General features: G+C 62.6%; 18 protein-coding genes. 7 read left to right on the top strand and 11 right to left on the bottom strand.

All coding sequences use genetic code 11. The features are described 5' to 3' along the window. Window positions 1–320 precede the first annotated feature (320 nt). Genes PAA8504_RS20690 through PAA8504_RS20700 form a run of 3 tightly spaced genes read left to right on the top strand, consistent with a single transcriptional unit; the run spans window position 321 to window position 4,049 of the window. Complete coding sequence (locus tag PAA8504_RS20690; RefSeq protein ID WP_219928966.1) at window positions 321–1,376, top strand: HD domain-containing phosphohydrolase; 1,056 nt, start codon at window positions 321–323, stop codon at window positions 1,374–1,376. A gap of 51 nt (window positions 1,377–1,427) precedes the next feature. Beyond that, window positions 1,428–1,901 carry a putative pterin-binding protein gene (locus tag PAA8504_RS20695; RefSeq protein WP_245897722.1) on the top strand — a complete coding sequence of 158 codons (474 nt, stop codon included), beginning with the start codon at window positions 1,428–1,430 and terminating at the stop codon, window positions 1,899–1,901. Window positions 1,902–1,913: 12 nt separating this feature from the next. Then, the gene (locus PAA8504_RS20700; RefSeq protein WP_108896035.1) at window positions 1,914–4,049 is read left to right on the top strand and encodes an ATP-binding protein; all 2,136 of its coding nucleotides are present in this window, start codon (window positions 1,914–1,916) and stop codon (window positions 4,047–4,049) included. A gap of 542 nt (window positions 4,050–4,591) precedes the next feature. On the opposite strand, the gene PAA8504_RS20705 is transcribed toward PAA8504_RS20700, so the two are convergent. Next, window positions 4,592–4,783 (bottom strand): hypothetical protein, encoded by a 192-nt coding sequence (locus PAA8504_RS20705; RefSeq protein WP_108896036.1) that lies wholly within the window; start codon window positions 4,781–4,783, stop codon window positions 4,592–4,594. A 670-nt stretch (window positions 4,784–5,453) separates the two neighbouring features. Here PAA8504_RS20705 and PAA8504_RS20710 point away from each other — a divergent pair. The 3 genes from PAA8504_RS20710 (at window position 5,454) to PAA8504_RS20720 (ending at window position 12,724) form a co-directional block, all read left to right on the top strand. Next, a complete protein-coding gene (locus PAA8504_RS20710; protein ID WP_108896037.1) occupies window positions 5,454–7,454 on the top strand; it encodes a methyl-accepting chemotaxis protein in 2,001 nt (666 codons plus the stop codon). 639 nt (window positions 7,455–8,093) lie between these two features. After that, window positions 8,094–9,572: an efflux RND transporter periplasmic adaptor subunit gene (locus PAA8504_RS20715; RefSeq protein WP_108896038.1), complete on the top strand. Its 1,479-nt coding sequence runs from the start codon at window positions 8,094–8,096 to the stop codon at window positions 9,570–9,572. Next, the gene (locus PAA8504_RS20720) at window positions 9,569–12,724 is read left to right on the top strand and encodes an efflux RND transporter permease subunit (protein ID WP_108896039.1); all 3,156 of its coding nucleotides are present in this window, start codon (window positions 9,569–9,571) and stop codon (window positions 12,722–12,724) included. The genes PAA8504_RS20715 and PAA8504_RS20720 overlap by 4 nt, the downstream gene beginning before the upstream one ends. A gap of 32 nt (window positions 12,725–12,756) precedes the next feature. On the opposite strand, the gene PAA8504_RS20725 is transcribed toward PAA8504_RS20720, so the two are convergent. From PAA8504_RS20725 to PAA8504_RS20765, 9 genes are read right to left on the bottom strand one after another with little or no spacing between them, the layout of a single operon-like run. Next, entirely contained in the window at window positions 12,757–13,464 is a 708-nt protein-coding gene (locus tag PAA8504_RS20725) for a FadR/GntR family transcriptional regulator (RefSeq protein WP_108896040.1), read from the bottom strand. A 2-nt stretch (window positions 13,465–13,466) separates the two neighbouring features. Continuing rightward, window positions 13,467–14,300: a sulfite exporter TauE/SafE family protein gene (locus PAA8504_RS20730; RefSeq protein WP_245897723.1), complete on the bottom strand. Its 834-nt coding sequence runs from the start codon at window positions 14,298–14,300 to the stop codon at window positions 13,467–13,469. Window position 14,301: 1 nt separating this feature from the next. After that, window positions 14,302–15,057, bottom strand: a complete 756-nt coding sequence (locus PAA8504_RS20735) for a DUF1028 domain-containing protein (protein WP_108896042.1) — start codon at window positions 15,055–15,057, stop codon at window positions 14,302–14,304. Between the two features lie 2 nt (window positions 15,058–15,059). Next, a complete protein-coding gene (locus tag PAA8504_RS20740; RefSeq protein WP_108896043.1) occupies window positions 15,060–16,850 on the bottom strand; it encodes a gamma-glutamyltransferase family protein in 1,791 nt (596 codons plus the stop codon). Between the two features lie 10 nt (window positions 16,851–16,860). Beyond that, window positions 16,861–17,760 carry an ABC transporter permease gene (locus PAA8504_RS20745; protein WP_108896044.1) on the bottom strand — a complete coding sequence of 300 codons (900 nt, stop codon included), beginning with the start codon at window positions 17,758–17,760 and terminating at the stop codon, window positions 16,861–16,863. 4 nt (window positions 17,761–17,764) lie between these two features. Then, window positions 17,765–18,706 (bottom strand): ABC transporter permease, encoded by a 942-nt coding sequence (locus PAA8504_RS20750; RefSeq protein WP_108896045.1) that lies wholly within the window; start codon window positions 18,704–18,706, stop codon window positions 17,765–17,767. Window positions 18,707–18,765: 59 nt separating this feature from the next. Beyond that, window positions 18,766–20,280, bottom strand: a complete 1,515-nt coding sequence (locus PAA8504_RS20755; protein WP_108896046.1) for an ABC transporter substrate-binding protein — start codon at window positions 20,278–20,280, stop codon at window positions 18,766–18,768. Window positions 20,281–20,338: 58 nt separating this feature from the next. After that, the gene (locus tag PAA8504_RS20760; RefSeq protein WP_108896047.1) at window positions 20,339–21,442 is read right to left on the bottom strand and encodes an ABC transporter ATP-binding protein; all 1,104 of its coding nucleotides are present in this window, start codon (window positions 21,440–21,442) and stop codon (window positions 20,339–20,341) included. After that, window positions 21,442–22,461 carry an ABC transporter ATP-binding protein gene (locus tag PAA8504_RS20765; protein WP_108896048.1) on the bottom strand — a complete coding sequence of 340 codons (1,020 nt, stop codon included), beginning with the start codon at window positions 22,459–22,461 and terminating at the stop codon, window positions 21,442–21,444. The genes PAA8504_RS20760 and PAA8504_RS20765 overlap by 1 nt, the downstream gene beginning before the upstream one ends. 1,006 nt (window positions 22,462–23,467) lie before the next feature. Between PAA8504_RS20765 and PAA8504_RS22230 the strand changes: the two genes are divergently transcribed. Further along, window positions 23,468–23,623 (top strand): hypothetical protein, encoded by a 156-nt coding sequence (locus PAA8504_RS22230; RefSeq protein WP_181375906.1) that lies wholly within the window; start codon window positions 23,468–23,470, stop codon window positions 23,621–23,623. Window positions 23,624–23,836: 213 nt separating this feature from the next. Here PAA8504_RS22230 and PAA8504_RS20770 read toward each other — a convergent pair whose 3' ends face one another. After that, entirely contained in the window at window positions 23,837–25,657 is a 1,821-nt protein-coding gene (locus PAA8504_RS20770; RefSeq protein ID WP_245897724.1) for a sigma-54 interaction domain-containing protein, read from the bottom strand. Window positions 25,658–25,792: the final 135 nt, after the last annotated feature.

Raw genomic sequence — 25,792 nt, forward strand, 5'->3', positions numbered from 1 at the left:
AAAATGGGTTCCCGAACCTACTTGCTGCCCATGCGCCTGCCGGGCAGTGGATGATCTGTTCGTCCGTAAATCTCGTTCGCTTCATTGTCCGTCCTCAGGTTGAGCCAGACTCTAACCGACGGTGGAGGAAAAATCCCGTGGCAGGTTAGCTGACGAATGCCTTGAGGCTGCGCATCTTCGCCCCGACCCGGCTTCGGGTTGGAATCCAGCCCAGTGCTTCCTTTGGTTCTGCCCAAAAGGCAAATTTAGTTCAGTTATTCGCAGGTAAGCGTTTCTTAAAGAATCGTCGGCATTCCCGGGTAAAGCAGCCCGGAGAGAACATGCAGACCAGAATGCGTATCCTGGTGGTCGAGGACGATCCTATTGCCGCGGCGGTCCTTGGCAGGGTCGCCTCTCAGGCGTTCGACTGCACTGTTGTCGGACACAGCGATGCGGATGCTGCACTAGCCGATTGCGAGGAATGCGTCCCCGACCTGGTCCTTGTGGATTACCAGATGCCGGGCATGGACGGGGTCGAGTTTATTGGACACCTGCGCGCCAAAAAGCGCTATGAGCATGTCCCGCTTGTCATGATAACGGCCGACGATGCCCGTGACATACGCATCAAGGCCATTAACGCCGGTGCAACAGATTTTCTGAACAAGCCAGTCGATCCTGAAGAGCTTAAGGTTCGCTCTCGGAACCTGCTGCGCTTGCGCCAAGCGCAGTTAAAGCTCGCCGATCGTGCGCGATTCCTGGCCGCAGAAGTTCAAGCGGCGACGCGGCAAATCCTCGAACGCGAAGAAGAGATTATTTGGCGACTGGCCCGGGCGATCGAATACCGGGATGGCGGAACGGGTGAACACGTCGCACGTGTGGCAGTGATTTCACGCATCATAGCCGAAGAACTTGGCCTCGAACCCGAGCATTGCCGAAACATCTATTTGAGCGCGCCACTTCATGACGTGGGCAAGGTCGCAATCTCTGATGCAATCCTCAACAAGCCGGGAAAGCTGACTGACGAAGAATTTGCGGCCATGCGCGAACACGTGAACATCGGTGCGACGATATTGTCGAACGGCGATAGCGAGCTCGTCCAGATCGCTGCAGCGATCGCCGCCACACACCACGAAAAATGGGATGGGACTGGGTATCCCAAAAGGCTTTCGGGACACGAAATACCTGTTGAGGGACGCATCGTCGCCGTCGCTGACGTCTTCGACGCTCTTTGCGCGCGTCGAAGCTACAAGGATGCATGGCATCCTGAAGAGGCCCTTGCCGAGATTGTCAGATGTTCTGGGCGCCATTTCGATCCGGAATGCGTAGCCGCTTTTGAACGGGGTTGGGGCCGTATCGTCAAGATACTGCTATCTGAGCAATCCCCATCCGCAGCATAATTTTTTTGAGTAGAAGATAATAGCATGAGAACCATAATTTTTTCCATTACCGTGCTGCTGGGATTCGCGACCCTTGTTTCGGCCACAGAACTGCCGCTTCCAAAGGGGCCGGTCATCCTGAAGATCAGCGGCGATATCAAGCATACGAATATCGATGGCGCTGCACATTTTGACCTGCCGATGATGGAGGCGCTGGCCGGACGTCAAACGGTGATTGAGACGCCTTGGTATAGCGGCACGATCTTTTTCGATGGCCCGCTGATCTCGGCTATTCTGGAGGCTGTCGGCGCTGGTGGTGACACGCTGCGCGTGGTTGCCCTGAACGATTACGCTGCCGAAATTCCACGTAGCGACGTCGAAAACTATCCGGTCATATTGGCTACCCGGATCGATGGAGAGGTGATATCAGTCAGGGACAAGGGGCCCGCTTTCGTGATCTATCCCTTCGACATCGCGCCCGAGCTTTACAACGAAATGATCTTCAGCCGATCGGTCTGGCAGGTCGGTGCCATCGAGGTGTTCTAGGCTAGCGTAGTCATGCTCTGCTTCAGCCGAGAGCATCGCCTCGCAGCCGGCATCGGCGCTCTGACAATCGTCAGTGCCGGGATTTTCGGGGCCATTGTAATGCTGTTTCTCGGCATCAACGAACGCCGCCAGGACATCCAGTCAGGAATTCGCGAAGACGCGGTCTGGGCGGCTTATCAGGCCGACCGGGAAGCCGGCCGCCTGATAGAGGCGCTCGTCTTGGCGCGGGAGTCTCCGTCGGCAAACCGGCTGGAAGCTGTCCTGCTCCGCTACGATATCCTATACAGCCGCGCGTCCATTCTGTCGGAGGCCAAGTTCAAGAAAGCAGTGGGGGGCGATGACCGGGTGTCTGCTGCCGCTCGAGATGCGCACAAGTCGATCCTGGGCCTCGCTCCCACGATCGACGATCTTGCCAGTGATTTTGCGGCCATGCGCGGACGACTCGATTTGCTGATCAACAGGGCGTCCGATATTCGGGTTCTGACCGGTGAACTTGCCCAGGTTGCCAACGCTGCCAACAATGAGGGCCGTGTCTTGGTGCGCCAAAGGATCAGGGCGACCTACCGGAAGATACTTATGAGCGTTGGTCTTCTAACCTTGGCATTGATCCTGATCGTCGCTTTGCTTGGATTGCAGTTAAGACAGCTCTCCCGAAATCGTCGGACGCTCGAGATCCTGAGCGAGAAAAACGCTCGTGCGGCTGAAGAGGCACAAGCTGGAAACCGCGCTAAATCCACGTTCCTTGCAGCGATGAGCCACGAGATCCGCACGCCGCTAAACGGACTTATCGGCATGGCGGATGTTCTGTCCCAGACGGGGTTGACGGGCGACCAGAGCCGCCAAGTTGCGGCGATTCGCCATTCGGGGAACCTGCTTCTCGACGTCATCAGCGATGTTCTGGATTTTTCCAAACTCGAATCTGTCGAAACCGATATTATGCGCGAACGGTTCGATATTTCCGAGGTGCTTGACCCCCTGCGCGGACTGCTCGCGCCTCGGGCCGAGGCAGCGGGTCTTGGCTTTCATATAGATGCGCCCGAGGTATCCATCTACTCGGACCCGTTGCGGGTACGGCAGGTACTGATTAATCTTGTAAACAACGCGATCAAGTTCACACCCGAAGGGTCCGTACGAGTAAAAGTCTTGCCGATCGGGCAGAATGCGATGCGGTTTGAAGTTCACGACACGGGGGTCGGTATCAGGGAGGAGGACGTACCGAAACTCTTCCAGGAATTCAGTCAAGTCGACAGCGGCCGCACCCGCCAATTCGGCGGAACGGGACTTGGCCTCGCCATATGCAAAAGGCTAGTCGAAGCGATGTGTGGCCAGATTGGCGTGAACACGAAGGCGGATGTCGGAAGCGTTTTCTGGTTTCAGGTCCCGAACATCGACGCCATCCCTTCCACCAACCTAGCTGATTCAGCACATGCCGAGGTGACGAAGGCCGCTGTCATCCCGGGTCGAATTCTTGTGATCGAGGATAATCCAATTAATCGCGACGTCGCCTGCGAGCTTCTTCAACAGTTGGGGGCGACGGCGCTTTGCGCAGCGGATGGGGTGGAAGGCGTTGATGCTGTTCTGAAGGATTGCCCCGATTTGGTCCTCATGGACATGCAGATGCCAAGGCTCGACGGGCTCGACGCCACACGACGTTTGAGGGCCTCGGGCATCAAGGTGCCGATTATCGGTTTGACCGCAAACGCATTCACGTCCGACCGGGAAGACTGCCTAGCAGCCGGAATGGATGATTTTGTGGCAAAACCCATCACGGGCGATAAACTCGCTAGGTTGCTCGTCCGCTGGCTCCCCGCCGCTACCGCGGGACTCGCACCAATCATTCCAAGTAGGCAACGCGCAGCGCTCGAGGCGGAACTCGGTGCGGACTACGTCCTGACACTGCTTGATCGCTTCGTTCACCAGGCCGCTGATCTGTTGAGCGACCTTCGATCCGCGATAGGTGAAGGGGACGTGGCGCGGGGCGACAGAGCACTCCACAAGCTCAAGGGAAGTGCGCTGACTTTGGGCTTGGAGGAGATCGCTGCCTTGGCGACCAAATGTCGCCAATCTCAGGATCCAGTTGATGTTGACAGTCTCGCCGCGCAGATTTCGAGAATCCGGCACACCCCAACTGCCCCAGATTTCACATAGGAAAGATTGATATCGCGGAAGGTGGTAGTGGCCCGGTTGGTACCGCCGTTTCGAGACGGAGGAACAAGCCAAGAAACGTGCATTTCGACGTCGGGAACGAGGTATCTAGTGCGCGACGGGGGCCATGCGAAGCAAGGTTATTGGGGGCGAGCGCAGTAGGCGTCGGAGTGATGAGGACAAGCTGACGGTGGTGAGCTCGGTTGGCTTGAACGACGCGACGAGGGGCGAGTTGCATATCGGCACGAGGTGACCCGTCAGCAGATCCGCGCTTGGCGCCATGAACCTAGGTTATTGGTCTTTGGCGCCAGCTGTGGGCATACTATTCCTCCCAATCGATGTTACGTCCTCAGCCTCGGGCGCGATGCGACTGACATCGGCTCAGACGGCGATGCCGTGGGAAGGGATCGACTGGCGCACCCGGATTGGGGGTGCTAAGCTGGCCCGAGTTGTATGATTTGTCCGCCCCTCGGCCTTGTTTTTGGAGCGCTTTGGCCTGATCCTTGGTAGCCAAAAAGGTGGCGAAATCCTTCCCGAAGACCTGCCTACTTAAAGGCTATGATCGCCGCCTTGCAGGCCGAGAACGTGAAACGTCGGCGACGATACGCGCCCATGACCTGCTGATCCAGACGCTTTAGCGCATTGCCGAGCTGAAAAAGTAGGCTTTTGTGAAGTCCCTTGAGAAGGTCGTCCGCGAGATAGAACAATGGGATCTGGCGCTCGAGGACCTGCTGCATGCCGATGACACACCGATACGGGTGCTGGATGGGCCCCTGCGCGTCTGTAGCGTCGGCAATGGCGTGAAGAGGGAAGGGTCTGGAGTTATTTAAGGGACCAGCGAGTTTAGGCGGGGACGACACCGCGCGCCGTCTACCGCTTCGCTCCGGACTGGAAGGAAGAGCATGTCCGAAAGCATCAGAGCCAGACCCCGCCGCATCCTGAAACCGAAGGCTGCACGGGCAATGTCAGTTCTACGACCCGAGGCCGGACGGCGCCGTTCGGTTCCGCGAGGCGGCCCGCTGGCCACATCTTCACCGCGGCTCCCATGACGTCGGGACCTCAACCGGGTCGGGGACCGCTCGACTGTATCGGCATGCTTTAAAATATTGAACGGGAGGTCGCAGGCCAGCCCCCGATGCGCGGCTTGTCGACCGACAGACCCATAGCTTGGAAAAGATTGAGAGCCTCCGGGACGGAGCCGAGCAACAGCTCACGCGTCTTCCTGGAAAGGGCGATCTCTCAAAGCCCCGCCTTCACACTTGTTGACCAATGCGCATTCGGGAATCAGAGATGCGGCATTTTGCCCACCCCTTGTATTTCCGCAGGATACGGAAATTTAACGGAATTGCGAAATTAGCTACTCCAGACGTTGATACTGAATCCTATTGTACATTGTAAGGATTAAAAATGAATTTATCGAAGTTGGTGTCGATCGCTTTCTTGGCGGTCGGTGTGTTTGCAGCCGGGAAATTTACGATGTCGGTGGCAAGCGCTTGGGGCGACTATAGAACGATTGCGCGTATGACAGAGGCCAGCAAGGCGAACTCTGCATGGGCCGCGGGGACGATTGCCTTGTCGCTTGAGCGAAGTGTGACCCAAGTTGCCATGTCTTTGGACGCTTCGGTGCCTTTAAATCTTCGGCAACTGATTGACCTGCAACGCGAGGACGCTGGGCGATTTTTCAGGGAAGCGGTGGACCTTGTCGACGCTGGTCCAGCATCTTCCGGAAATTCCGCGTTTCTCAGTGAGTCGAGAAACTCCATTGCCGCAATCGACGCGCTGCGCGCCGAAGTCGACAGGGCCTTGTCGCTGCCAAAGGTGGAACGAGATTCCACGCGATCCAAGGAGTTGCCCTTCGAGATGAAGCGCCTGATTGCGGACATGAAGACGGACGGACTCCTTTTGACACCTGCGAACGAGGTCAGTGCCGATATTTCGATTGCGCTGGCGGGTGTGCAGGACAGGGCATGGGAAGTTCGCGAGTTCGGCGGCCGGGCGCGCACCTACTATGCGATCGCGACGTTGAACGGGACAAAAATACCCGATGCCTATCTCAACATGATCTACGCTGATGAAAAGCGGGCGGCTTCAGCTTGGGGGGCGCTCAAAAACCTCGCGATTGCAAGCGATTTGCCGCAACCGATTCTCGACCGCATCGATATCGGTGAGACGCTTTATTTCGAGGACTACATCAAGTTGACTGGTGGCTTGACGGAAACTTCGCTCACCGCCGCAGGTGCGCCTGATTATTCAATCGGTTTCGATGCATTTTTCGAGCTATCTAACGAGGCGCTGGATCATATGACCGCCCTGTCGAACCTGGCTGGCGATGAACTTGTGGCGTATTGGGAGGCGCGTCGAACCGGGGCACTGATCGGTTTGGCCACCAATCTGGCACTCTTGCTTGCACTTGGCGGTGTAGTCCTGTTCGTCCTTTCCTTGTTGCGCAAGCGCTTGGTTTCACGGCTCGAAGAGACGACGGAGGCGCTGGAAAAGCTCTCTTCCGGCAAACTGGATGTCGAGATAGACACTCGCAGTGACGACCTCGAAGAAGTCGCTCGTCTGGTTTCGGCGCTCGAAATCTTCAGGGAGAACATGCGCAAGACGGACAGCCTGCGGCAGTCGTTGCAGAACGTCCTGTCCAATGCTCTTGAGAACGCGGAGGCTGTTGCGCGGGCCGCAGGTGAACTGCGCCAGTCGTCCGAACAGTCCAGCCAAGGGGCGGATGCCCAGGCGGCCTCTGCCCAAGAGGCAAGTGCTGCAATCGAGCAGATGTCGGCAAGTATCGGGCATTCGGCAACCAACGCCGCTGAAACCGACAAGATCGCGACCCGTGCTTCGGCCAAAGCCCAATCGTCGGGAGAGGCCGTCGCAGAAGCCGTCGCGGCGGTTCAGCAAATTGTCCAGAAAATTGGGGTCGTTCAGGAAATCGCGCAGCAAACCGATCTTTTGGCGCTGAACGCCGCTGTCGAAGCCGCCCGCGCCGGAGAGAATGGCAAGGGTTTCGCAGTGGTGGCCGCCGAAGTCCGCAAACTTGCAGAGCGGAGTCGCGTTGCCGCTGCCGAGATCTCTCGGCTGTCGAACAGCACGGTGCAGACGGCCGGGGAAGCACGCTCCCAAATTGATGAACTGCTTCCAGAGATTTGTCGGACGGCTGATCTGGTCCAGGAAATTTCTGCTGCGATCCGAGAGCAAAGCGTCGGTGCCGAGCAAGTCAACAGGTCGATCAGAGAGCTGGACCAGGTGATCCAGCAGAACGCCGCCGCCTCCGATCAGTCCAAGGAACTGGCGCAGGACCTCTCAATCCAGGCCGAGGAACTAAGACAGACGATCAGCCAGTTCGACGAAGATGATACTGCTGAAAGAAACCAGCAGCAGTCGACCAATGCGCTGAAGCTGGTCGCATAGCGCGGCTTACATTCAATTCTGGGCCGGGCAGAAAGACCGGCCCAGGATGTCTAAAACGACCTTCATTCCGGTCGCGCATCGCAAGAAGTCGCCGATGGCGTTCAGAAAGTTTGGCCGCAACCAGCCGCATTGATACGGTAGTGAAGAGCCGCAGCCTGAGGGTGACAAATTGAACGAGGGGACCGAACTGATCAATCGAATTTCCTGCTTGGAAAGTTGCCTTGCAGAATATGCGGCAAAGTACGGTTTCACCGACGAAGCTCGCCGGCTTCTGATCGGTGCCCATGTGGACCCCCATCGGTCGGCAAACCCTACCAAGATCACAGCCCGGTAGACGGCGAGACGTGGAAGAACTGGGTGCCTTGCCGAGGTCCCTGGGGCTGCAAAGCTGGCACGGTTGAGCAGCGTGAAACGACAGCCGGACGGGAAGGCCGTAGCATTCTTCTTCCGGGTTCTACGCTGGCCGCGACTAAGATTTCGATCTCGGTGGCGAACCAATCGTCCAAGTCGCCAGTGGGGGGTTGTTTGCACAGGTTCAGCAGGGAAATCCGGTTTCGCGATTCTCGCGCAGCCACTGTGCATACTTAGCCATGCCGGCTTTTCGTCCTAACTCCGTCGAAATCCAACCGGAGGCATGCTGTGCGATTTCGACGCCTAATTTTCCTGACCATCGCGTCGGCTTTCGTAACCGTCGACATCGCGGGCGCCCAAGACGGCGGCTCCGGCGGTGAGGGCGCGTCGGACGGCCAGACACAAGGCGGAAGCGGTGCCAGCGTAGATTTGCCCCTCGTGGGCGAAGTGCCGGTGCCTGGTTTTCTGTCCTCTCTTCTGGGGATCGAGAGTGATGCGCCGGAAAATCCGGGGCAAGGCGGCGGTCAGGGACAGTCCCGCCCTCCGGCGGTCGTTTATTCCGAAGCCCAGGAAGAGCCGGTGGGTGAGAGTTTTCGCTTTCTGGGGCGCGTGACGCCCATCGAACAGGTCGAAGTTCAGGCCCGGATCACGGGCTTCATCGAGGAGGTCGCGTTCGACGGGGGCGAGTTCGTCGAGGAAGGCAACCTCCTATTTCAGATCCAACGCGAGCAGTACGAGACCGCGCTTGCTTCGGCCGAGGCGCGGTTGGACAGTGCGGAAGCCGCAAACGCTGAAACTGAGCGTCAGCTGGCGCGCCGCCGGGAACTGCGTGAGAGCAACACCGTAAGTCAGGCGAATCTGGACGACGCCATCGCGAGTGCGGCGGCGTCGCGCGCCCAGGTGCGGCAGGCCGAGGCCGATGTCCGCCAGGCGGAACTTGATCTGAGCTATACCTCGATCGAGGCCCCGATCTCGGGGAAGATGTCGGCGCCGTTCATCACGCGGGGCAACTATGTCTCCGCGTCGTCCGGACCGCTTGCGGAGTTGGTCCAGCTTGATCCCATATGGGGCGTGTTCTCGCTGGGGGAAAACCGGCTTTCGCGGTGGCGTCAACTGGGGATCGGAAGCGGGGAAATCGCGCCGATCGAGGACCGTGAAGAAGAGGCGGAAAACAATTCCAGTGCGGGGCCGGTGGGCGACGACGCCCCGCAGGCGCAGTCTATCGAAGAGGCGAATTACCGGCTGAGCCTCGTTCTGCCGGATGGAAGCGTCTATGCCGAGGAAGGGGAGTTCGCGTTCGTCGGCAACTCGGTGGATGCGACGACGGGAACGGTTGAGGTCCGCGTTCGGTTCGCCAATCCCGAAGGCCTGCTTCTGCCGAACCAGAACGTGACATTGCGGGTCGAGGAAGCCAATCCGCCCGTTCTTCCCGTAATCCAGCAAGCTGCGGTTCAGCTTGGTCGTGACGGTCGGACTGTCTGGGTCGTCAATGACGACGACACCGTCTCGCGGCTTCCCATCGAGGTGGAGCCCGGCCCCGAACCCGGAACCGTCGCAGTCACCCGCGGCCTGGAAGGTGGTGAGCGCGTGATCGTGCGCGGCGCGTTGCAGTTGCGGGATGGTCAGACGGTCGATCCGCGGACGACCGGTCAGCAGGGCGGCGTTCCGGGCGGTGCCGCGCAGGGGGGCGCGGCCGGGGAAGGATCGGGCGACGGCACGTCGTCCGAAGGCTCTGGCCAGTCCGGCGGATCGGGCGGTTCGGAATGATCTCGAAGATTTTCATCCAGCGTCCGCGCCTCGCGGCGGTCGTCTCGATCGTCATCACGCTTGCCGGAATCCTTGCGATCTTCGTCTTGCCGGTGACGCAGTATCCCAACATCTCGCCGCCGACCGTGCAGGTGTCGGCCTCGTATCCGGGGGCGGATTCGACCGTGCTGGCCGAGACCGTGGGCGCCCCGCTGGAGCGGGCGATCAACGGGGTCGAGGGGATGCTGTACATGTCGTCCTCCTCGTCGAACCAGGGGACTTATTCGCTGTCCATCACCTTCGCGATCGGAACCGACCCGGATATCGCGCAGGTGAACATGTCGAACCGGGTGCAGCTTGCCACGCCGCAGCTGCCCACGTCGGTGGTCGATCAGGGCGTCACGATCCGTACGCAATCGCCGAACTTCCTGTTGGCCGTCGCTTTCCCGGTCGATCCTGACAGCGACCTGTCGCTGATCGACGCGGCCAGCTACGTGTCCACCAATCTGACGACCGCGGTGTCCCGAATTTCAGGGGTTGGCAATGCGCAGGTCCTTGGCCCGTCGAACTACGCCATGCGCATCTGGACGGACCCCGATAAGCTCTCGCAATTCAACCTGTCCCCCTCAGACGTGGCCAATGCGATCCGCGAGGAAAACCTCGCTGCGGCTCTCGGTCAGGTGGGCGGCGCGCCCGCCGTCGACGGGCAATCGGTGGTCTATACCGTCACCGCGCAGGGGCGTCTGTCCGACCCGGAGGCGTTCGGCGACATCGTCGTCAGGGCCGGAGAGAATGGCGGCCTTGTCCGGGTTCGGGATGTCGCGCGGGTCGAACTGGGCGCGCAGGATTATTCGACAAACTCGTTCCTCGGGGATCGGCCAAGCCTGACCATGCAGGTCAATCAGTCCCCGGGAGCCAACGCGATCTCGACCGTGGACGAAGTGCGGCGAGAGTTGGAGGCCCGCCAGGAGAGCTTTCCCGAAGGCATGAGCTATGAGGTCGTCTACGACACGACGGAATATGTCCGCGTCACGATCGAAGAGATCGTCAAGACCCTGCTTCTGACGGCTGCGATCATCGTGGTGGTCGTGTTCACGTTCCTGCAGGGCGTTCGCGCGACGATCATTCCGCTGATCGCCATCCCGGTGTCCCTGGTGGGAACCTTCGCCGCGCTGCTGGCGATCGGGTTTTCCATCAACGTGATCACGCTTCTGGCGCTGATCCTGGCGATCGGTATCGTGGTGGACGACGCTATCCTCGTCGTCGAGAACGCAACCCGCGTCATGGAAGAGAACCCGGACCTGTCGCGCAAGGACGCCGTGACGAAAGCGATGGCAGAGATCACGGGACCCATCATCTCGACCACGCTGGTTCTTCTGGCGGTGTTCCTGCCGGTCGCGTTCCTGCCCGGCATCTCGGGGCAGCTGTATCGACAGTTCGGACTGTCGCTATCGATTTCCATCGTGCTCAGTTCGGTGGTCGCACTGACCCTGACGCCCGCGCTTTGCGGGGTCATGCTGAAACCGCAGGATCAACCGATGTGGATCTTCCGCAAGTTCAACCAGATTCTGTTCTGGAGCCGGGACGTTTACGGCGGCGTGGTCAATTTCTTCGTCGTCCGTGGTCTGCTGGCCATCGCCGTGCTGGGCATCGCGATCTTCATCGCGGCTTCGACCTATCTGCGCCTGCCGACCGAGCTGGTCCCGTCCGAGGACCAAGGCGCGATATTGGTGGACGTGTCGCTGCCCGACGGGGCGTCGCTGCAACGCTCGACCGAAGCGATGCAGGAGGTGTCGGACATCATCCAGAACACCGAAGGGGTCGAGAACGTGATCTCCGTGGCGGGCTTTTCGTTCCTCGGCGGGTCGCGCTCATCGGTCGGTATCGCCATCGCCACGCTGGCCCCGTGGGGAGAGCGGCGCGATCTGTTTACCATCCTGGGGCAGCTCAACGGGCAGTTCCAGACCCTGCCCGGTTTGCAGGTGCAGGCCTTTCCTCCCCCCGCGATCCCGGGCACGGGATCGGTCGGCGGGTTCTCGGCGCAGATCTTGGCGACCGAAGGCCAACCCGCGGTCGAGGTCGCACAGGTCGCAAGGTCGTTCCTGTCGACGGCGAACCAAGACCCCGCGATCGGCGGCGCGCGTACGACATTCTCGGCCGACGTGCCGCGCATCTTCGTCGATATCGACCGCGAGCGGGCCGAACAGCTGGGGCTTTCCGTGGCCTCGATCTATGAGACTCTGGGCCAGACGCTGGGGGCGAGTTTCGTCAACCAGTTCGTTTACGAGGGGCGCGTGTATCAGGTGCGCCTGCAAGGTGACGACCGGTTCCGGTCGCAGCCCGACGACATCACCCAGATCTATGCCCAGAACCGCAACGGAGGGGCGGTGCCCCTGTCGGCGGTCGCGGATCTGGAGACGCGGTTCGGACCCTATATCCTGCCGCGCTTCAACCTGTTCACCGCAGCCTCCGTCTCGGGGCAGCCGGCCGAGGGATACTCCTCGGGCGAAGCGCTGGAAGCCTTGAAGCGCGTGGCGAGCGAACAGCTTCCCCAAGGGTACGAGCTTGCGTTTTCCGGTGCGTCATACCAGCAGCAGCAGGCAGGCAATGTGACTTTCATCGCCTTCGCGCTGGCGTTCGTCTTCGCCTACCTGTTCCTTGTCGGGCAGTTCGAAAGCTGGTTGCAACCGCTGGCCATCATGTTGTCTGTCCTGATCGCGGGGGCCGGTGCGGCTGTGACGCTGACCCTGTTCGGGTTCACGGCCAGCGTCTATGCTCAGATCGGCCTGGTCATGCTGATCGGCCTTGCTGCCAAGAACGCCATCCTCATCGTGGAGTTCGCCAAGAACCGCCATGCCGACGGTATGCCGATTACCGAGGCGGCCAACATGGGGGCAAAGCAGCGATATCGCGCCGTGCTGATGACCGCATTGGCTTTCGTCTTCGGCATGGTGCCGTTGGTCATCGCCTCGGGGGCCGGAGCGGCGGCCCGCAACGCCATCGGATCGGCCGCAATGGGCGGGATGATCGCGGCGACGTTCCTCGGGATCCTCATCATCCCGGCAATCTATGCCGTGCTCGAACGGCTGGGCAGCCGGAAGTCGGGCGTATTTTGGGGCCGCGAAGACAAGGGCGATTGGAACGAGGAGGACTGCGAGACCGCATCCGATTGAGGAAGATGGGGCGATTGCCGCCGGTGGGCGTTTTATTCCCGCGACGTGCCGTCGAAATAGCGCACGGTGGACTTGCTGCCAAGGGTTACCATCCGGTTCACATCCAGCAGGTGTTCCTCCATCAGTTGCGCCGCCATGGTGCCGTTCCGCGACTGGATCGCTCTGAACAAGGCGCGGTGCTGTTCGCCGAACCGGGCCATGACCTGCGGCGTATGACTCTCGCGGCGAATGTCACCCCAGGACGCCAGTCGTCTGACGGTTCGGATGGAGTCGTAGACCTCAAGAAACAGCGGATTTCGTGCCGCGACCGCAATATTGTAGTGAAAAATTTCGTCCGCCGCGTCGTAGGCAGCCCTCTCGGACAGGTCGATCGTGGCCTGCATCAACTGTTCCAACCGGGCGAGGTCTTCGTTTCGGGCCCGGGACGCGGCATGGGCCGCCAAGGCGGGCTCGATCTGCAGGCGGACTTCCATGATGTCCTGAGGTGTCGCTTCGCGGGCCACGCGGCCAAGAACCCTGGACCCTTGCGAGACCGGCGGGGCGGCGAATGTGCCACGACCCTGCCGCCGATAGACCGTTCCGTCTTCTTCCATGTCGTCGAGGGCCCGCCGGAGTTTCGCACGGCTGACGCCGAAACGGTTGGCCAGATCCCGCTCCGGGGGCAGGCGACCGTCGGGGGGAAGCTCCTCCGCGGTGATCAGGCCGCGCAGCTTGGCGGCAAGGTCCCCCCCGTCGCTCATCGCTAGATTGCCCCGTACAGGTCGGTGAACATCCGAAGCGAGGTCACCAGCAGGAACAGACCGAATGTCAGCCGCAGGGCCCGGCGCGGGATCCGGTGGGCAATCGCCACGCCGACCCGCGCGAAGATGACGGTCAGCGGGATGATGATCACCGCCGCCGCCAAGTTGACGTAACCCAGCGAGAGGGGCGGCAATCCCTCATGGCCCAGGCCTGTCAGGATATAGGTGATCGCGCCGGGCAGACCGATGATGAACCCGATGGCGGCCGAAGTCCCCACCGCACGGCGGATCTCGTAGCCCAGGAAGTTCAGAAGCGGTACGCAGACTGTGCCCCCGCCGATCCCCATCATGGCCGAGATGGTACCCGCAATGATGCCGAAAAAGGCCCAGACCGGCTTGGAGAAGCTGCGTGGACTGTCGATATCCCCACCGCCGCGCAGGATCATGTCGAGTGCAACCAGCAGCGCCACGATCGCGAACACGGCGATCAGCGCAAGGCCCGAGACGATGCCACCGAGGATGCCGCCAAGGACTACACCCACAAGGATCGACGGTCCCCACAGCTTGAGAAGGTCGAAGTCGATGGCCCCGCGCTGGTAGTGCCCCCACGACGAGCTGAGCGACGTGAAGATGATGGTCGCAAGCGAGGTGCCGACCGAAAGCTGCATGACCTGCGCGGGGTCCATCCCCGTGAGGGACAGGGCGAAGTATAGGGCGGGGACGATGACGATACCGCCGCCGACGCCAAGCAGGCCGGCGAGGATGCCGCCGAAGATACCTGCGGCGATCGCGGGCAGGGCAATCGTGGATAGAAGGTCTGCGAGTTGATCTTCCACTTCAGAAGGCCTCGTTCTCTGTGGCGTTCGACTGACTGGCCATTCCGGCCGCCCTGCGTCCGGCATCCTCGGCTTCGATTGCCGCGTCTATGGGTTCCCGGTCGGTGGAGCCCGAAAAGTCTCGTGTTGTTGCAAAGGTCTTGGCCACGTGGACATAGCGTTCGCGTGCGACGTCCAGAAGGCGGGCGAGTTCGGCCAGCGGATCGGCGTGATCGTCGGCGCGCAGGTCGAGGGTGGCATATGCCTCGCCGCGGTGGATCTTCAGGCCAGCCGCCTGCCGGCCCCGCTTGTCACCACCCGAGGCCTCGCCCGCGCGCATGGCGTGAAGAAGCCGGTCGGGAAACGGAAGGTCGTCGGCCGAGGCATAGGCATCGAATGTGGCGCGAACGACGTCGGGGCCGGTCAACATGTTGCCGGCGACGGAGTGTTCGGCACCCGTCAGGTGGCCGCACCAGTCGACGCAATCTTCGCCCGTGTGAGCGGTGAAATTGCCATGCATATCAAGCGCATGGCACTGGCGGATATGCTGCCCGCCGTCGCGCATCACGAAATCGGACAGGACGTCTTTGCCGGCTTCGCCGTCCTCCAGCCGCGACAGCCCCTCGATCCCCCACATGGGGTTCACGAAAGCCTGCGTGGCCACGGCGGAACGGGGGCCGATATGGGGGACGATGGCGCCGCATGCGAAGAAGCGCGAGGCCACGGCGATGCCGATCTCGCCCGTTTCCGGCACACGCGCGATAAGGGAATAGGTCATCCTCAGCGGCCCACCGCATAGGCCTGCATCAGCCTGGGCGTGGCCGCAGCCGTCAGGCTTCCGTCGGGCAAACGCCGGGCGGCCGTCAGGCGCCCGACGGTCCAGGGTCCCGCCACCGTCACGACATGGCCGCGCGCGCGCAGGGACGCGATGCAGTCTTCGCCGACATTGGGTTCGATCATCATCTCGGCCGGTTTCACGGCGCGCGGGAAGAACGATCCCTGAAAGTGCATCGAATGGAACAGTGGCGCGTCCATCCCGGCCTGCATCCCCATCCCGTGATGGACGAAACGCAGGAACCAGATCAGCTGCCACTGGTCCTGCTGGTCGCCGCCGGGGGTGCCGAAGACAAGGCGGGTGCCGTCCTGATGTTCGGCCAGCGTCGGTGTCAGCGTGGTGCGCGGGCGGCGGCCGGGGGCGAGGGAGGTCGGCAAACCCTCTTCCAGCCAGAACATCTGCGCGCGCGAGTTCAGCGGGAAGCCGAGGCCCGGGATCACCGGGTTCGATTGCAGCCAGCCGCCCGAGGGGGTCGCGGCCACGCAATTGCCCCAGCGGTCGATCACGTCGAGATGGACGGTGTCGCCCTTCTTGTCGGTCAGGTGCGCCATGGTCGGCTCTTGCGCGTTCACATCCGACACCCCGAAGTCGTGTGCGGCGCGGGCGATGTAGGCGTCGGCCTGATGCTCGAAGCCGGGCACGCGGCCGGGGCGTTGTTCGGTGGACGCTTCTGCGCCGATCAGGGCGGCGCGCTCGGTGTTGTAGGCGTCCGACAGCAGGTGCTCCATCGGCACGTCGCTGTGCTTGGGGTCGCCGTAATAGGCCTCGCGGTCGGCATAGGAGAGCTTCATCGCCTCGATGACCGTGTGGACGAAATCGGGGCCCATCGGGTCCATCGCGGCGAGGTCGAAGTTCTTCAGGATCGCCAGCGATTGCAGCAGCACGGGACCCTGGCCCCAGGGGCCGGTCTTGTGCAGGGTCCAGCCGTGGTAGTCGTAAGACAGGGTCGGCTCGATCTCGGCGCGCCAGTTGGCCATGTCCTCGGGGGCGAGGACGGCGCGGTTCTTGCGTTCCGAGACGTCGTGGACCTCGGCGGCCTTGAGGTAGTGGAAGATCGCGTCGGCGACGAAGCCCTCGGCCCATTCGTTGCGGGCGGCGTCGATCTGGGCGATGCGATCATCGCCTGTCGCCTCGGCCGTGTCGACGAGGCGCTGGTAGGTCGCCGCGAGGTCGGGGTTGCGGAAGATGGCGTGCCCTTCGGGGGCCTTGCCGCCCGGGGTCCAGACTTCGGCTGAGGAGGGCCATTCATCCGCGAAATATTGCGCCAGACCGGCGATCGTGTCGGCCACGCGGGGCAGCATCGGGTGGCCGTCGCGGGCGTAGCCGATGGCGGGCGTCAGCACGTCGCGGATCGTCATGGTGCCGTGGTCGCGCAGCATCAGCATCCAGCCGTCGAAGGCGCCGGGGACCACGGTGGACAGCAGGCCCGAGCCGGGGATCAGTTCGATCCCCTGCGCCTTGTAATGCGCGATCGTGGCTGCTTTGGGCGCGACGCCTTGCGCCGCGACCACGCCGTTGCCGGTCTTGACGCTATGAAAGACGATGGGCAGGTCGCCGGCGGGGCCGTTCAGGTGCGGCTCCACGATTTGCAGGGTCAGGCCGGTGGCGACGGCGGCGTCGAAGGCATTGCCGCCTTTTTCTAGGATAGACATCCCCACGGACGAGGCGATCCAGTGGGTCGAGGTGACGACGCCGAAGGTGCCGCGGATGTCGGGACGGGTGGTGAAGTCGGTCATGGGGCCTCGGTCATTGTTCGCGGGGGTCGAGCGCATCGCGCAGCCCGTCACCCAGCAGGTTGAAGCCCAGCACCACGAGGAAGATCGCGATGCCGGGATAAAGCGCCATCCAGGGCGCTTGGTTGAGGAAGTTCTTCGCCGTGTTCAGCATCGACCCCCACGATGGTGCGGGGGGCTGCTGGCCAAGCCCGAGGAAGGACAGCGAGGCCTCGGCGATGATGGCGGTGGCGATGGTCAGCGTGGCCTGCACCAGGATGGGCGGCAGGATGTTGGGCAGGATATAGCGCGACAGGATCTTGCGGGTGGGCAGACCTATGGCGCGGGCGCTATCCACGTAATCCTCGGCCGCGACTGACAGGACTTGCCCCCGCGTCAGTCGCACGAACAAGGGCGTGGCCGAAATGCCGATGGCGATCATCGCGTTGGTCAGCGACGGCCCGAGGAAAGCCGCCAGCGCGATGGCGAGGATCAGGAAGGGTGCGGCCAGCAACGCCTCGGTGCAGCGCGAGATGACCGCATCGGTCCAGCCGCCGAAATAGCCTGCGGCGATCCCCAGCGGCACGCCGACCAGCACCGCGATGGCGACCGACACGACGCCCGCCAGAAGCGAGGCCTGCGCGCCCCAGATCATGCGGGACAGGACATCGCGCCCGATCTCGTCGGTGCCGAAAAGATGCGCCGCGCTGGGCGCTTGCCGCACCGCGCCCCAGTCGGTCGCGGTGGGGTCGGGGATCGGCAGCACGGGGGCAAGGATCGCGATGCCCACGAAGAAGGTTACGAGGATACCGCCCAGCATGGCCGAACGGTGGCTGCGGAACTTCTTCCACACGCGGTTTTCGGGCCGGCGGTCCAGAACGGGATCGTTGGCGCTTTCGGCGTCGATGGTGGACGGGGTGGCGACCTGGGCCATGGGGTCAGCTCCTCAGGCGCGGGTTGAGAAGGACGTAGGCGACATCGGCCAGCAGGTTCATGACGATGAAGCCGACGGCAGTGACGAGGACGATGCCCTGCACCACGGCGTAGTCACGGTTGAAGACGGCATCCACGACCAGCTTGCCGAAGCCGGGCACAGTGAAGATCTGCTCGGTCAGGACGGCGCCGGCGATCAGTTCGCCGAACAGCAACGCCGAGAGGGTGACGATGGGCGTCAGCGCGTTCCGAAAGGCGTGTTTCAGGATCACGCGGCGTTCGCTCAGGCCCTTGGCGCGGGCGGTGCGCACGTAGTCCGAGGTCAGCACCGTCAGCATGGCCGACCTCGTGTGGCGCATCAACGTGGCGGCAAGGGCCGTGCCCAGCACGAAAGCGGGCATGATCATCACCTGGATCGAGCGGACGGGATCCTCGTCGAACGGCACATAGCCCGATGCCGGCAGAAGCTGCCATTTCACCGACACCAGCAGGATCAGCATGATCCCCAGCCAGAAGTTCGGGATCGACAGGCCCGACAGCGCGACGACATTGGCGACGTAGTCGGTAACGGTGCCCTTCTTGACGGCCGACAGGATCCCCGCGGGGATGCCGATGACCAGGGCGAAGATCATTGCCATGGTGGCAAGTTGCAGCGTGACGGGCAGTTTCTCGGCCATGAGTTCGGTCACGGGCTGGTTGGTCCGCAGGGAGATGCCCAGATCGCCGGTCAGCGCGTTGCCCACCCAGGTGAAATACTGAACCGGGATCGGATCGTTCAGGCGGTATTTCTCACGCAGGAATTCGATGGTCGCGGGGTCGCGTTCCTCGCCCGCCATGGCCAGGACCGGATCGCCCGGAAGCAGCTTTTGCAGCGCGAAAACGAAGATCGAGATCAGGATGACCGTGGGGATCGCGATCAGGATCCGGCGCAGGATGAATGACAGCATTGGCAACGGCCCTCGGGGTGGGGTCGCGCGGGCGAGGGGACGCCCGCGCGGGTATCAAGTCAGCTTTCTTCCAGCGTGACGCCCTCGAGGCGGATCATGCCGTCGGGATAGGGGACGAACCCCTGGATGTCGTCGTCCAGCGCCCAGATCCAGGTCTGGTGGTATAGATAGACGATCGGCGCATCCTCGTTCAGGATGTCGCGCGCCTGGTTGTAGAACTCCTGCCGCTCGGCCTGGTCGTTCGTCGTCCGCGCGGCGTCCAGAAGCCGGTCCACCTCTTCGTTGGAATAGCCCGAGTCGTTGATCCCGCCCTCGGTCGTCATGAACTGATGGATGTTGCCGTCGGGATCGACGCGGCCCGACCAGCCGATCTGGCTGGCGGTGAAGTCGCCGGCGGACTGGTCCTGCAGAAGCGTCGCGAACTCTTTCGAGGTGATCTCGATATTGATGCCGGCCTCGGAGGCCATAGATTGCACGACCTGCATCAGCTGAAGCGGCACGGTGGTGTTCGGGACCTGCACCTCCAGCGTGATGCCGTCGGCATAGCCGGCTTCTTCGAGCAATGCGCGGGCGGCCTCGACGTCGCGTTCGGGGATCGGGTGATCGTCGTCATACCAGGGCGAGTTCGGCGGGAACGGCTGGTTGCCCGGCGCGAAGGCGCCTTCGAAGACGACCTGGTTAATAATGTCGCGTCCCACGGCAAGGCTGAGCGCGCGGCGCAGGCGGGCGTCGTTGCCCCAGGGGTTGTCGCCCCGCTCGCCATTGTCGACGTTGAAGGTCAGCCCCTGATAGCCAAGCGAGACGGCGCTTTCGACGTTGATGCCCCCGTCGCTTTCGGCCTGGCCCAGATCGGTGGCGGCGAGGCGTTCGAGGATGTCGATGTCACCCGATTGCAGGTTCGCCAGGCGCACGGTCGTGTCGGGGATCGGCAGGAAGGTAACGCTGTCGAAATTGATCTCTTCCGCGTTCCAGTAGTCGTCGAACTTCGTCAGGACGATGCGGTCCTGTGCGATCCGCTCGTCGAACTCGAACGGCCCCGAGCAGACGGGATCGAGCCCGAAATCGGCACCGGCTTCATCGAAGGCGTCCGGCGACATCATCATGCCCGACCGGTCGGCCAGCTGGGCCAGAAGCGTCGCGTCGGCACTGGCGAGGTCGAAGCGGATCTCGTACTCGCCCAGCACCTCGGTGCCCGTGACCGAGGAGAGCTCGGACTTGCGGCGGCTTTCCTCGAGGGTCTGGCTGCGTTCGATATTGCGGGCGACGGCCTCGGCGTTGAAGGGGGTGCCGTCATGGAAGGTCACGTCCTCGCGCAGCGTGAAGGTGACCGAGGTGCCGTCCTCGGACCATTCCCACTCGGTGGCAAGCTGGGGGATGATCTCGAGATCGGGGGTGATGTCGACCAGCTTGTCGCACAGCGAGGCATAGACGATCCGGCCCACGAAGGTGCGGGACTGGTCGGGATCGAGGACGTCGGCATCCGATTGCAGTGCGATCCGCAGATCCTGGGCCTGCGCGCCAAGCGCGGTGGCGCCCAGAAGCGCGGCCGCGAGTGTCAGTCTTGAAAGGGTCATGTCTGTCGTTCTCCTTGCTGGTGGTCTTGCCGCCCTTGGCCGGACGGTTCTGCGGGTGTCAGGGTTGCGCGCGGGGGCGGGTCTTCTGCCCGGCGATGGCCTCGGCATAAAGGGCGAAGCGGGCCTTGGCGGCCTCGCTGCGGCCAGTGCCCCCGGTGGGCAGGGGCATGGCGCCTTCGGCGGCAATCTCTTCGAAGAAATGGCAGGCGGCGCGATGGCCGGGCGCGATCCCGGTGTCGCGCAGGGCGGGCACGTCTTGCTTGCAGGCTTCGCGCGCGAAGGGACAGCGGGTGTGGAACCGGCAGCCCGCGGGTGGGTCGATGGGGCTGGGCATCTCGCCCGTCAGGGGGATCTGGGCGCGGGTGCGGCCGTACTCGGCCTCGGGGATCGCCGACAGAAGGGCCATGGTGTAGGGGTGGCGGGGCGTGGCGAAGATCTCATCGGTAGGGCCTTCCTCGACCACCTTGCCCAGATACATAACGGCGACGCGGTCGCTCATGTGGCGGATCACGGCAAGGTCGTGGGCAATGACCACCAAGGTCAGCCCAAGCCGGTCGCGCAGATCGGCCAGCAGGTTGATGACCTGCGCCTGCACGCTGACATCCAGCGCCGAGACAGGCTCGTCCCCGATGATCAGCTTCGGACCCGAGGCGAGGGCGCGTGCGATCCCGATGCGCTGACGCTGGCCGCCGGAGAATTCGTGCGGGTAGCGTTCGCCATGTTCGGGGCGCAGGCCGACCTGGGCCAGCAATTCGCCGACCTTCGCGCGACGGTCCTTGCCGGAGAGCTGGGGCGCGTGGGTCTCCAACGGCTCGCCCACCAGACGCCCGACGGTCATGCGCGGGTTCAGCGAACTGAACGGGTCCTGGAAGATGAACTGCATGTCGCGGCGCAGCTCGGTCAGGGCGCGGCCTTCGGCCTGGTCGATCTGCCGTCCCTCGAACGTCATCTGGCCCGAGGTCGGCGCGATCAGGCGCATCAGCATGCGCGCGAGGGTGGACTTGCCGCAGCCGGATTCACCGACGATGGCCAGCGTTTCACCCTTCTGAACGGTCAGGGACACATCCTCGACCGCACGCAGGGTCTTGGGCCTGGTAAACAGCGATCCGCCCACCTTGAAGTGGCGCGTCAGGTTCATGGCCGTGAGGATCGCGTTGGGCATCAGGCGCGCTCCAACCGCTCGTTCAGGGGGGCGAAATGGCACAGCGCGGTGTGTCCTGCCCCGAAGCTGCGCTCGGGCGGGGTCTCCTTGCAGACGTGTTGCGCGAAGGGGCAGCGGGTCGAGAACCGGCACCCATCGGGCATCGTCTCGATTGTGGGAACGGTGCCGGGCACGGTGGTCAGCCGTTCCCGCGGACCGGTCAGCTTGGGCATCGAGGACATGAGCCCGATCGTGTACGGATGCTGGGGATCGTTGAAGATCGCCTCGGCCGGGCCGGCTTCGACGATGGTGCCAGCGTACATGACGGCGACCTTGTCGGCGATTTCAGCCACCACGCCCAGGTCGTGGGTGATCATGATCGTGCCCATCCCGGTTTCGGCCTGAAGCGTCCGGATCAGGTCGAGGATCTGGCTTTGTATCGTGACGTCCAACGCGGTCGTCGGCTCGTCCGCGATCAGAAGCGCGGGGTCGTTGGCCAGCGCCATCGCGATCATTACGCGCTGGCGCATGCCGCCCGACATCTGGTGGGGATATTCGTTCACCCGTGCCTCAGGGGCCGGAATGCCGACCCGGCGCAGCATGTTCACGGCCCGGTCGTTGGCCTCGGCTTCGGTGACATTTCTATGGGCGCGTACCGCTTCGGCAATCTGGTCGCCCACCCGGAACGCGGGGTTGAGCGAGGTCATCGGCTCCTGGAAGATCATCGCGATATCGGCGCCGCGGTGGCGCCGCAGGGCTGCCGTGTCGTGCAGGTCGTAAGGTTCACCGCGAAAACGGATGTCAGCCTCACGGATATGCGCGACGTCATGGCGCAGTAGCCCCATGATGGCCAGCGAACTTACGCTTTTCCCGCATCCAGACTCCCCCACGATGCAAAGCGTTTCGCCGGCTTCGACGGAGTAGCGGACGCCTTCGAGCAGATTCGTCTTCGACGCCCCGAAGCCAAGGCTCAGGGCGCGAACGTCAAGCAGTGGAGTCGCTTCAATCGAAATGTGGTTCTGAACCAATGTTGCAACCATTCTGTGATTGGGCCAGCCTACTGGGAAGCGGTTTCCCGTCAATACCGCAAGTGAAAATCGCCGCCTTCTGTCAGTCGTTAATTCATTCGACGCGCCGATTGTCGGAATGTTGGGCTTGTCCCGCGTCGGTTTTTCAGGTGTCGGCGCAGCGGTTCGATGGTCTATCGCTTGTATCGGTCGCGTCGCTCGTCGCGTGTCGCGGCCCTTCCGAAACAATCGTCGCCGGGCCTCACGTTGTCGAGGCTCTCGCGGTAGTGCAAACGGTGGTGGTATTGAACGACCGCCTTGATCCGCTGACTCAAAGTCACCGATCAGGCGGCGATTTAAGAGCAGGATGAGGTTTTCGAAGTCTGGTGCAGATTCTGCCACGGGTCTGCAGATGATACGGGTGCACCGCGCACATGGCTCGTCACGGCCGCCTTGGTCGTGCAGTATGCCGGGCCGGAGAAGATATGGTGGTAATTGCATCGACCGGGAGACGGCCGCTTAGGAGGCAGTGGTCCTCATCGGTGAAGCGCATTCTAAGGCTGTCGGGACCCGACTGCCGGTGCCTGAATTCTCGTTCCTATGCCCACGGCGAAAGACCTTGGCGGTGTAGCTGCCGCACCTGCGTTGCGGCGACTCGCTATGCGTGTTCGTGCCCTATCGGGATCAAGCGGCGCAAAACTCTGCCGGTTTACAGACACCACCGACATAAAGGTCCAAGGCGGGAATAATGACATGTGCGCAAGCATGGTGGTACGCGCAGGTGAGCTTGGCGGCGGCGGTCCGAAAGAGCCGATGCATGCCGCGGGCGTGGACGACGTGCCCGTACTACCCATACGGCCACACCTCGGTGGGCGAAAAGATTGCATCCCACGACACCCGCGGCTGAAGCGACGCCATCACGGACCGGAGCGTGGAAGCGTTCGGGCGGTCTCCGAAGACAGTCACGCACTCGCCCCTTCGGGGAGGTTCGCCGGCGAAGGCGACCACGGCCGAAAAGGCTTCCGAGGCAACGAGTGAAATGACGAGCACGACTATCTACCTGCGTGAAAATGCCAATCAGACGGAACGGATTACCAATCAGGCCGCCGAAGCTGCGACGACTTCGAACCCGACCGTCGGCGGTGCTCCCGGCAGCATGCGCGTGATAGCCATAAAAAGTGAACTGTTCATGTGATCGCCCGCCAGACCGATCTACTCGCCTTGAACGACGCCGTCCAAGCCGCGCGGATCGCGTATTTCTGTCTAGGGTATTTCAGCGGTCAGCCAAGAGCAGTCAATCGGGGCTGAACATCAATGGCGCGATCCGTCAGTTGAATCACGTGAACTCGCGCAACGCCGAACCGGCGGCCTCGACCACGCGGGTCACGTAGGGGCACGCCGGGGAGGGTCACCCGCTCCAGTCGCTTTCCGTGATGCCGAATGATCTGACCTGCGAATAGACCGTTGTCGCAGGAAGACCCAACAGTGCGGCCGCTCCCCTTGCGCCGGAGACTTTGCCACCTGCGCGTTTCAGGCATCGCAAAAGGTTGTCCCGTTCCAGCGATTTGAGGTCTTGAGCCGTCAGGATGTCCTCCGACCCCGCCGGTCGGACTTCTTGGAATTCAAAGCTCAGCTTCCTGCCTTGCGCAAGGATCGCGGCGCGTTCGATCAGGTTTTCCAACTCGCGCACGTTGCCGGGCCAGTGGTGCTGGCGCAGGGCCGCCACATTTGCCTTGGTCAGCGTGGTTCTGGGCAGCTTCAGCCGCCGGGTGGAGGCGTCGAGGAAGTGCTGGGCGAGATGCGGAATGTCCTCGGGCCGGTCGCGCAGCGGCTCGCATCGCATCGGAAAGACTGACAGGGCAAAGTACAGATCCTGGCGGAACCGGCCCGCCTGAACCTCGGCCGAGAGATCCCGCACTGTGGTCGAGATGATCCGCAGGTCCAGGGGTGTGTCGGCAAGGTCGCCGATCCGCCGGTAGGCGCGACGTCGGAGAACTTCCATCAGTTGGGCCTGGAAATCGCGCGGCAGATCACTGACCTCGTCGAGGTGCAGGCTGCCGTTCGCGGCGAGGGCGATCTTTCCGACGGTATCGCGCATCGCGCCGGGAAAGGCCCCCTTGCGATAGCCGAAGAACTCCCGTTCCAACTGCCCTGCGGAAATGTCCGAACAGGCCAGCCTGACCAGCGGACGTTTGCGCCGGTCGCTTCCGTCATGGATCGCGGCGACGACCAGCGACTTTCCCGACCCGGCGGGGCCAGAGACCAGCACATTCGTCTTCGTGTCAGCAACCAGCGCGATCTGCGCTTCGAGATTACGCGTGGCGGGCGACGTGCCGATCAGTCCCGATTGCGGATTGGCGCCCTTGATCTCGGTCAGCAAGTAGGCGTTTTCCTGCTCTAGTTCGCCCCGTAGCGCTTCCACCTCTGCCAGTGCATCACGCAGTTTTTTCTCGTTCTCGCGCCGCTCGGTCACGTCGCGGAAGATCACCACGGCGCCGGCGAGCACACCGTGATCGTAGATGGGCGTCGAGACGTATTCGACGAAGATCGGCCTGCCATCCTTGCGCCAAAAGGCATCGTCGTCGATCCGGACGGTCTTGTCGCGGCGGAAGGACTGGTAGATCGGGCAATCATGGGCGGGGAAATGCGCCCCGCCCAAGCGGCTGTGGTGGATGATCTGGTGCAGGTCGCGCCCGATCAGGTCCTGCGCATCCCACCCCAGCATCTTCTGTGCCGCGCGATTGACGAAGGTGGCTTTCCCGTCCGCGTTGATCCCGTAGATCCCTTCGCCTGCCGCTTCCAGGATCAGGTGGTTGTTGGTTTCGACTTCGCGGAAGAAGCCGTAGATCCTTTGCCAGTGCAGCAGGCCGCCGCGCTGGTGGTCACGCTCCTCGTCGCGAGCGGCGCGGCGCCTTTGCGCGTCGAGATCCAGAAACGAAAGCACGATCCGGTCCTCCGCGGCCTTGCCCGCATCGATGCCGATGACCTGAAGGCGTAGTGCTGCACCGTCCAGCCGACGATATTCCAATGCCGTATCCACGTAGCGGCCGTAGTGCCGCACCGCCTCGAAGAAGACCGCGAGGTCCGAGGCCGGGCCCGCGGCGATCTGGGCGATCCGCGCGGGCGCACCCCCGAACAACGTGCGCGCGTCATCGTTGATCTGGCCGACCCCGCCGGCGGGAAGGTCCACCGTCATCGCCGCCAACGGGTTCAGGTGAAGCGCGGTCATGATCTCGGGCTGCGGAATCATGCGACCAGCAAACCCGACCCCCGATCAGATGGAATTACGAATTTTGGTAGGTTACGAAATTTCGCAACATATGCGGAAAATTTCGGCATTATCGCCAGTGGTTTACCAAAAAAC

Origin of the sequence: Palleronia abyssalis, assembly GCF_900302445.1 — a bacterium.
GTDB classification, from domain to species: domain Bacteria; phylum Pseudomonadota; class Alphaproteobacteria; order Rhodobacterales; family Rhodobacteraceae; genus Palleronia; species Palleronia abyssalis.

What these genes read in the sequence shown, in the direction of transcription:
- PAA8504_RS20765 (WP_108896048.1), bottom strand. Translation starts at nt 22,461, where the DNA reads ATGGTTGCAACATTGGTTCAGAACCACATTTCGATTGAAGCGACTCCA.
- PAA8504_RS20760 (WP_108896047.1), bottom strand. Translation starts at nt 21,442, where the DNA reads ATGCCCAACGCGATCCTCACGGCCATGAACCTGACGCGCCACTTCAAG.
- PAA8504_RS20690 (WP_219928966.1), top strand. Translation starts at nt 321, where the DNA reads ATGCAGACCAGAATGCGTATCCTGGTGGTCGAGGACGATCCTATTGCC.
- PAA8504_RS20755 (WP_108896046.1), bottom strand. Translation starts at nt 20,280, where the DNA reads ATGACCCTTTCAAGACTGACACTCGCGGCCGCGCTTCTGGGCGCCACC.
- PAA8504_RS20745 (WP_108896044.1), bottom strand. Translation starts at nt 17,760, where the DNA reads ATGGCCCAGGTCGCCACCCCGTCCACCATCGACGCCGAAAGCGCCAAC.
- PAA8504_RS20740 (WP_108896043.1), bottom strand. Translation starts at nt 16,850, where the DNA reads ATGACCGACTTCACCACCCGTCCCGACATCCGCGGCACCTTCGGCGTC.
- PAA8504_RS20735 (WP_108896042.1), bottom strand. Translation starts at nt 15,057, where the DNA reads ATGACCTATTCCCTTATCGCGCGTGTGCCGGAAACGGGCGAGATCGGC.
- PAA8504_RS20750 (WP_108896045.1), bottom strand. Translation starts at nt 18,706, where the DNA reads ATGCTGTCATTCATCCTGCGCCGGATCCTGATCGCGATCCCCACGGTC.
- PAA8504_RS20700 (WP_108896035.1), top strand. Translation starts at nt 1,914, where the DNA reads ATGCTCTGCTTCAGCCGAGAGCATCGCCTCGCAGCCGGCATCGGCGCT.
- PAA8504_RS20710 (WP_108896037.1), top strand. Translation starts at nt 5,454, where the DNA reads ATGAATTTATCGAAGTTGGTGTCGATCGCTTTCTTGGCGGTCGGTGTG.
- PAA8504_RS22230 (WP_181375906.1), top strand. Translation starts at nt 23,468, where the DNA reads ATGACGAGCACGACTATCTACCTGCGTGAAAATGCCAATCAGACGGAA.
- PAA8504_RS20770 (WP_245897724.1), bottom strand. Translation starts at nt 25,657, where the DNA reads ATGACCGCGCTTCACCTGAACCCGTTGGCGGCGATGACGGTGGACCTT.
- PAA8504_RS20705 (WP_108896036.1), bottom strand. Translation starts at nt 4,783, where the DNA reads ATGCAGCAGGTCCTCGAGCGCCAGATCCCATTGTTCTATCTCGCGGAC.
- PAA8504_RS20720 (WP_108896039.1), top strand. Translation starts at nt 9,569, where the DNA reads ATGATCTCGAAGATTTTCATCCAGCGTCCGCGCCTCGCGGCGGTCGTC.
- PAA8504_RS20725 (WP_108896040.1), bottom strand. Translation starts at nt 13,464, where the DNA reads ATGAGCGACGGGGGGGACCTTGCCGCCAAGCTGCGCGGCCTGATCACC.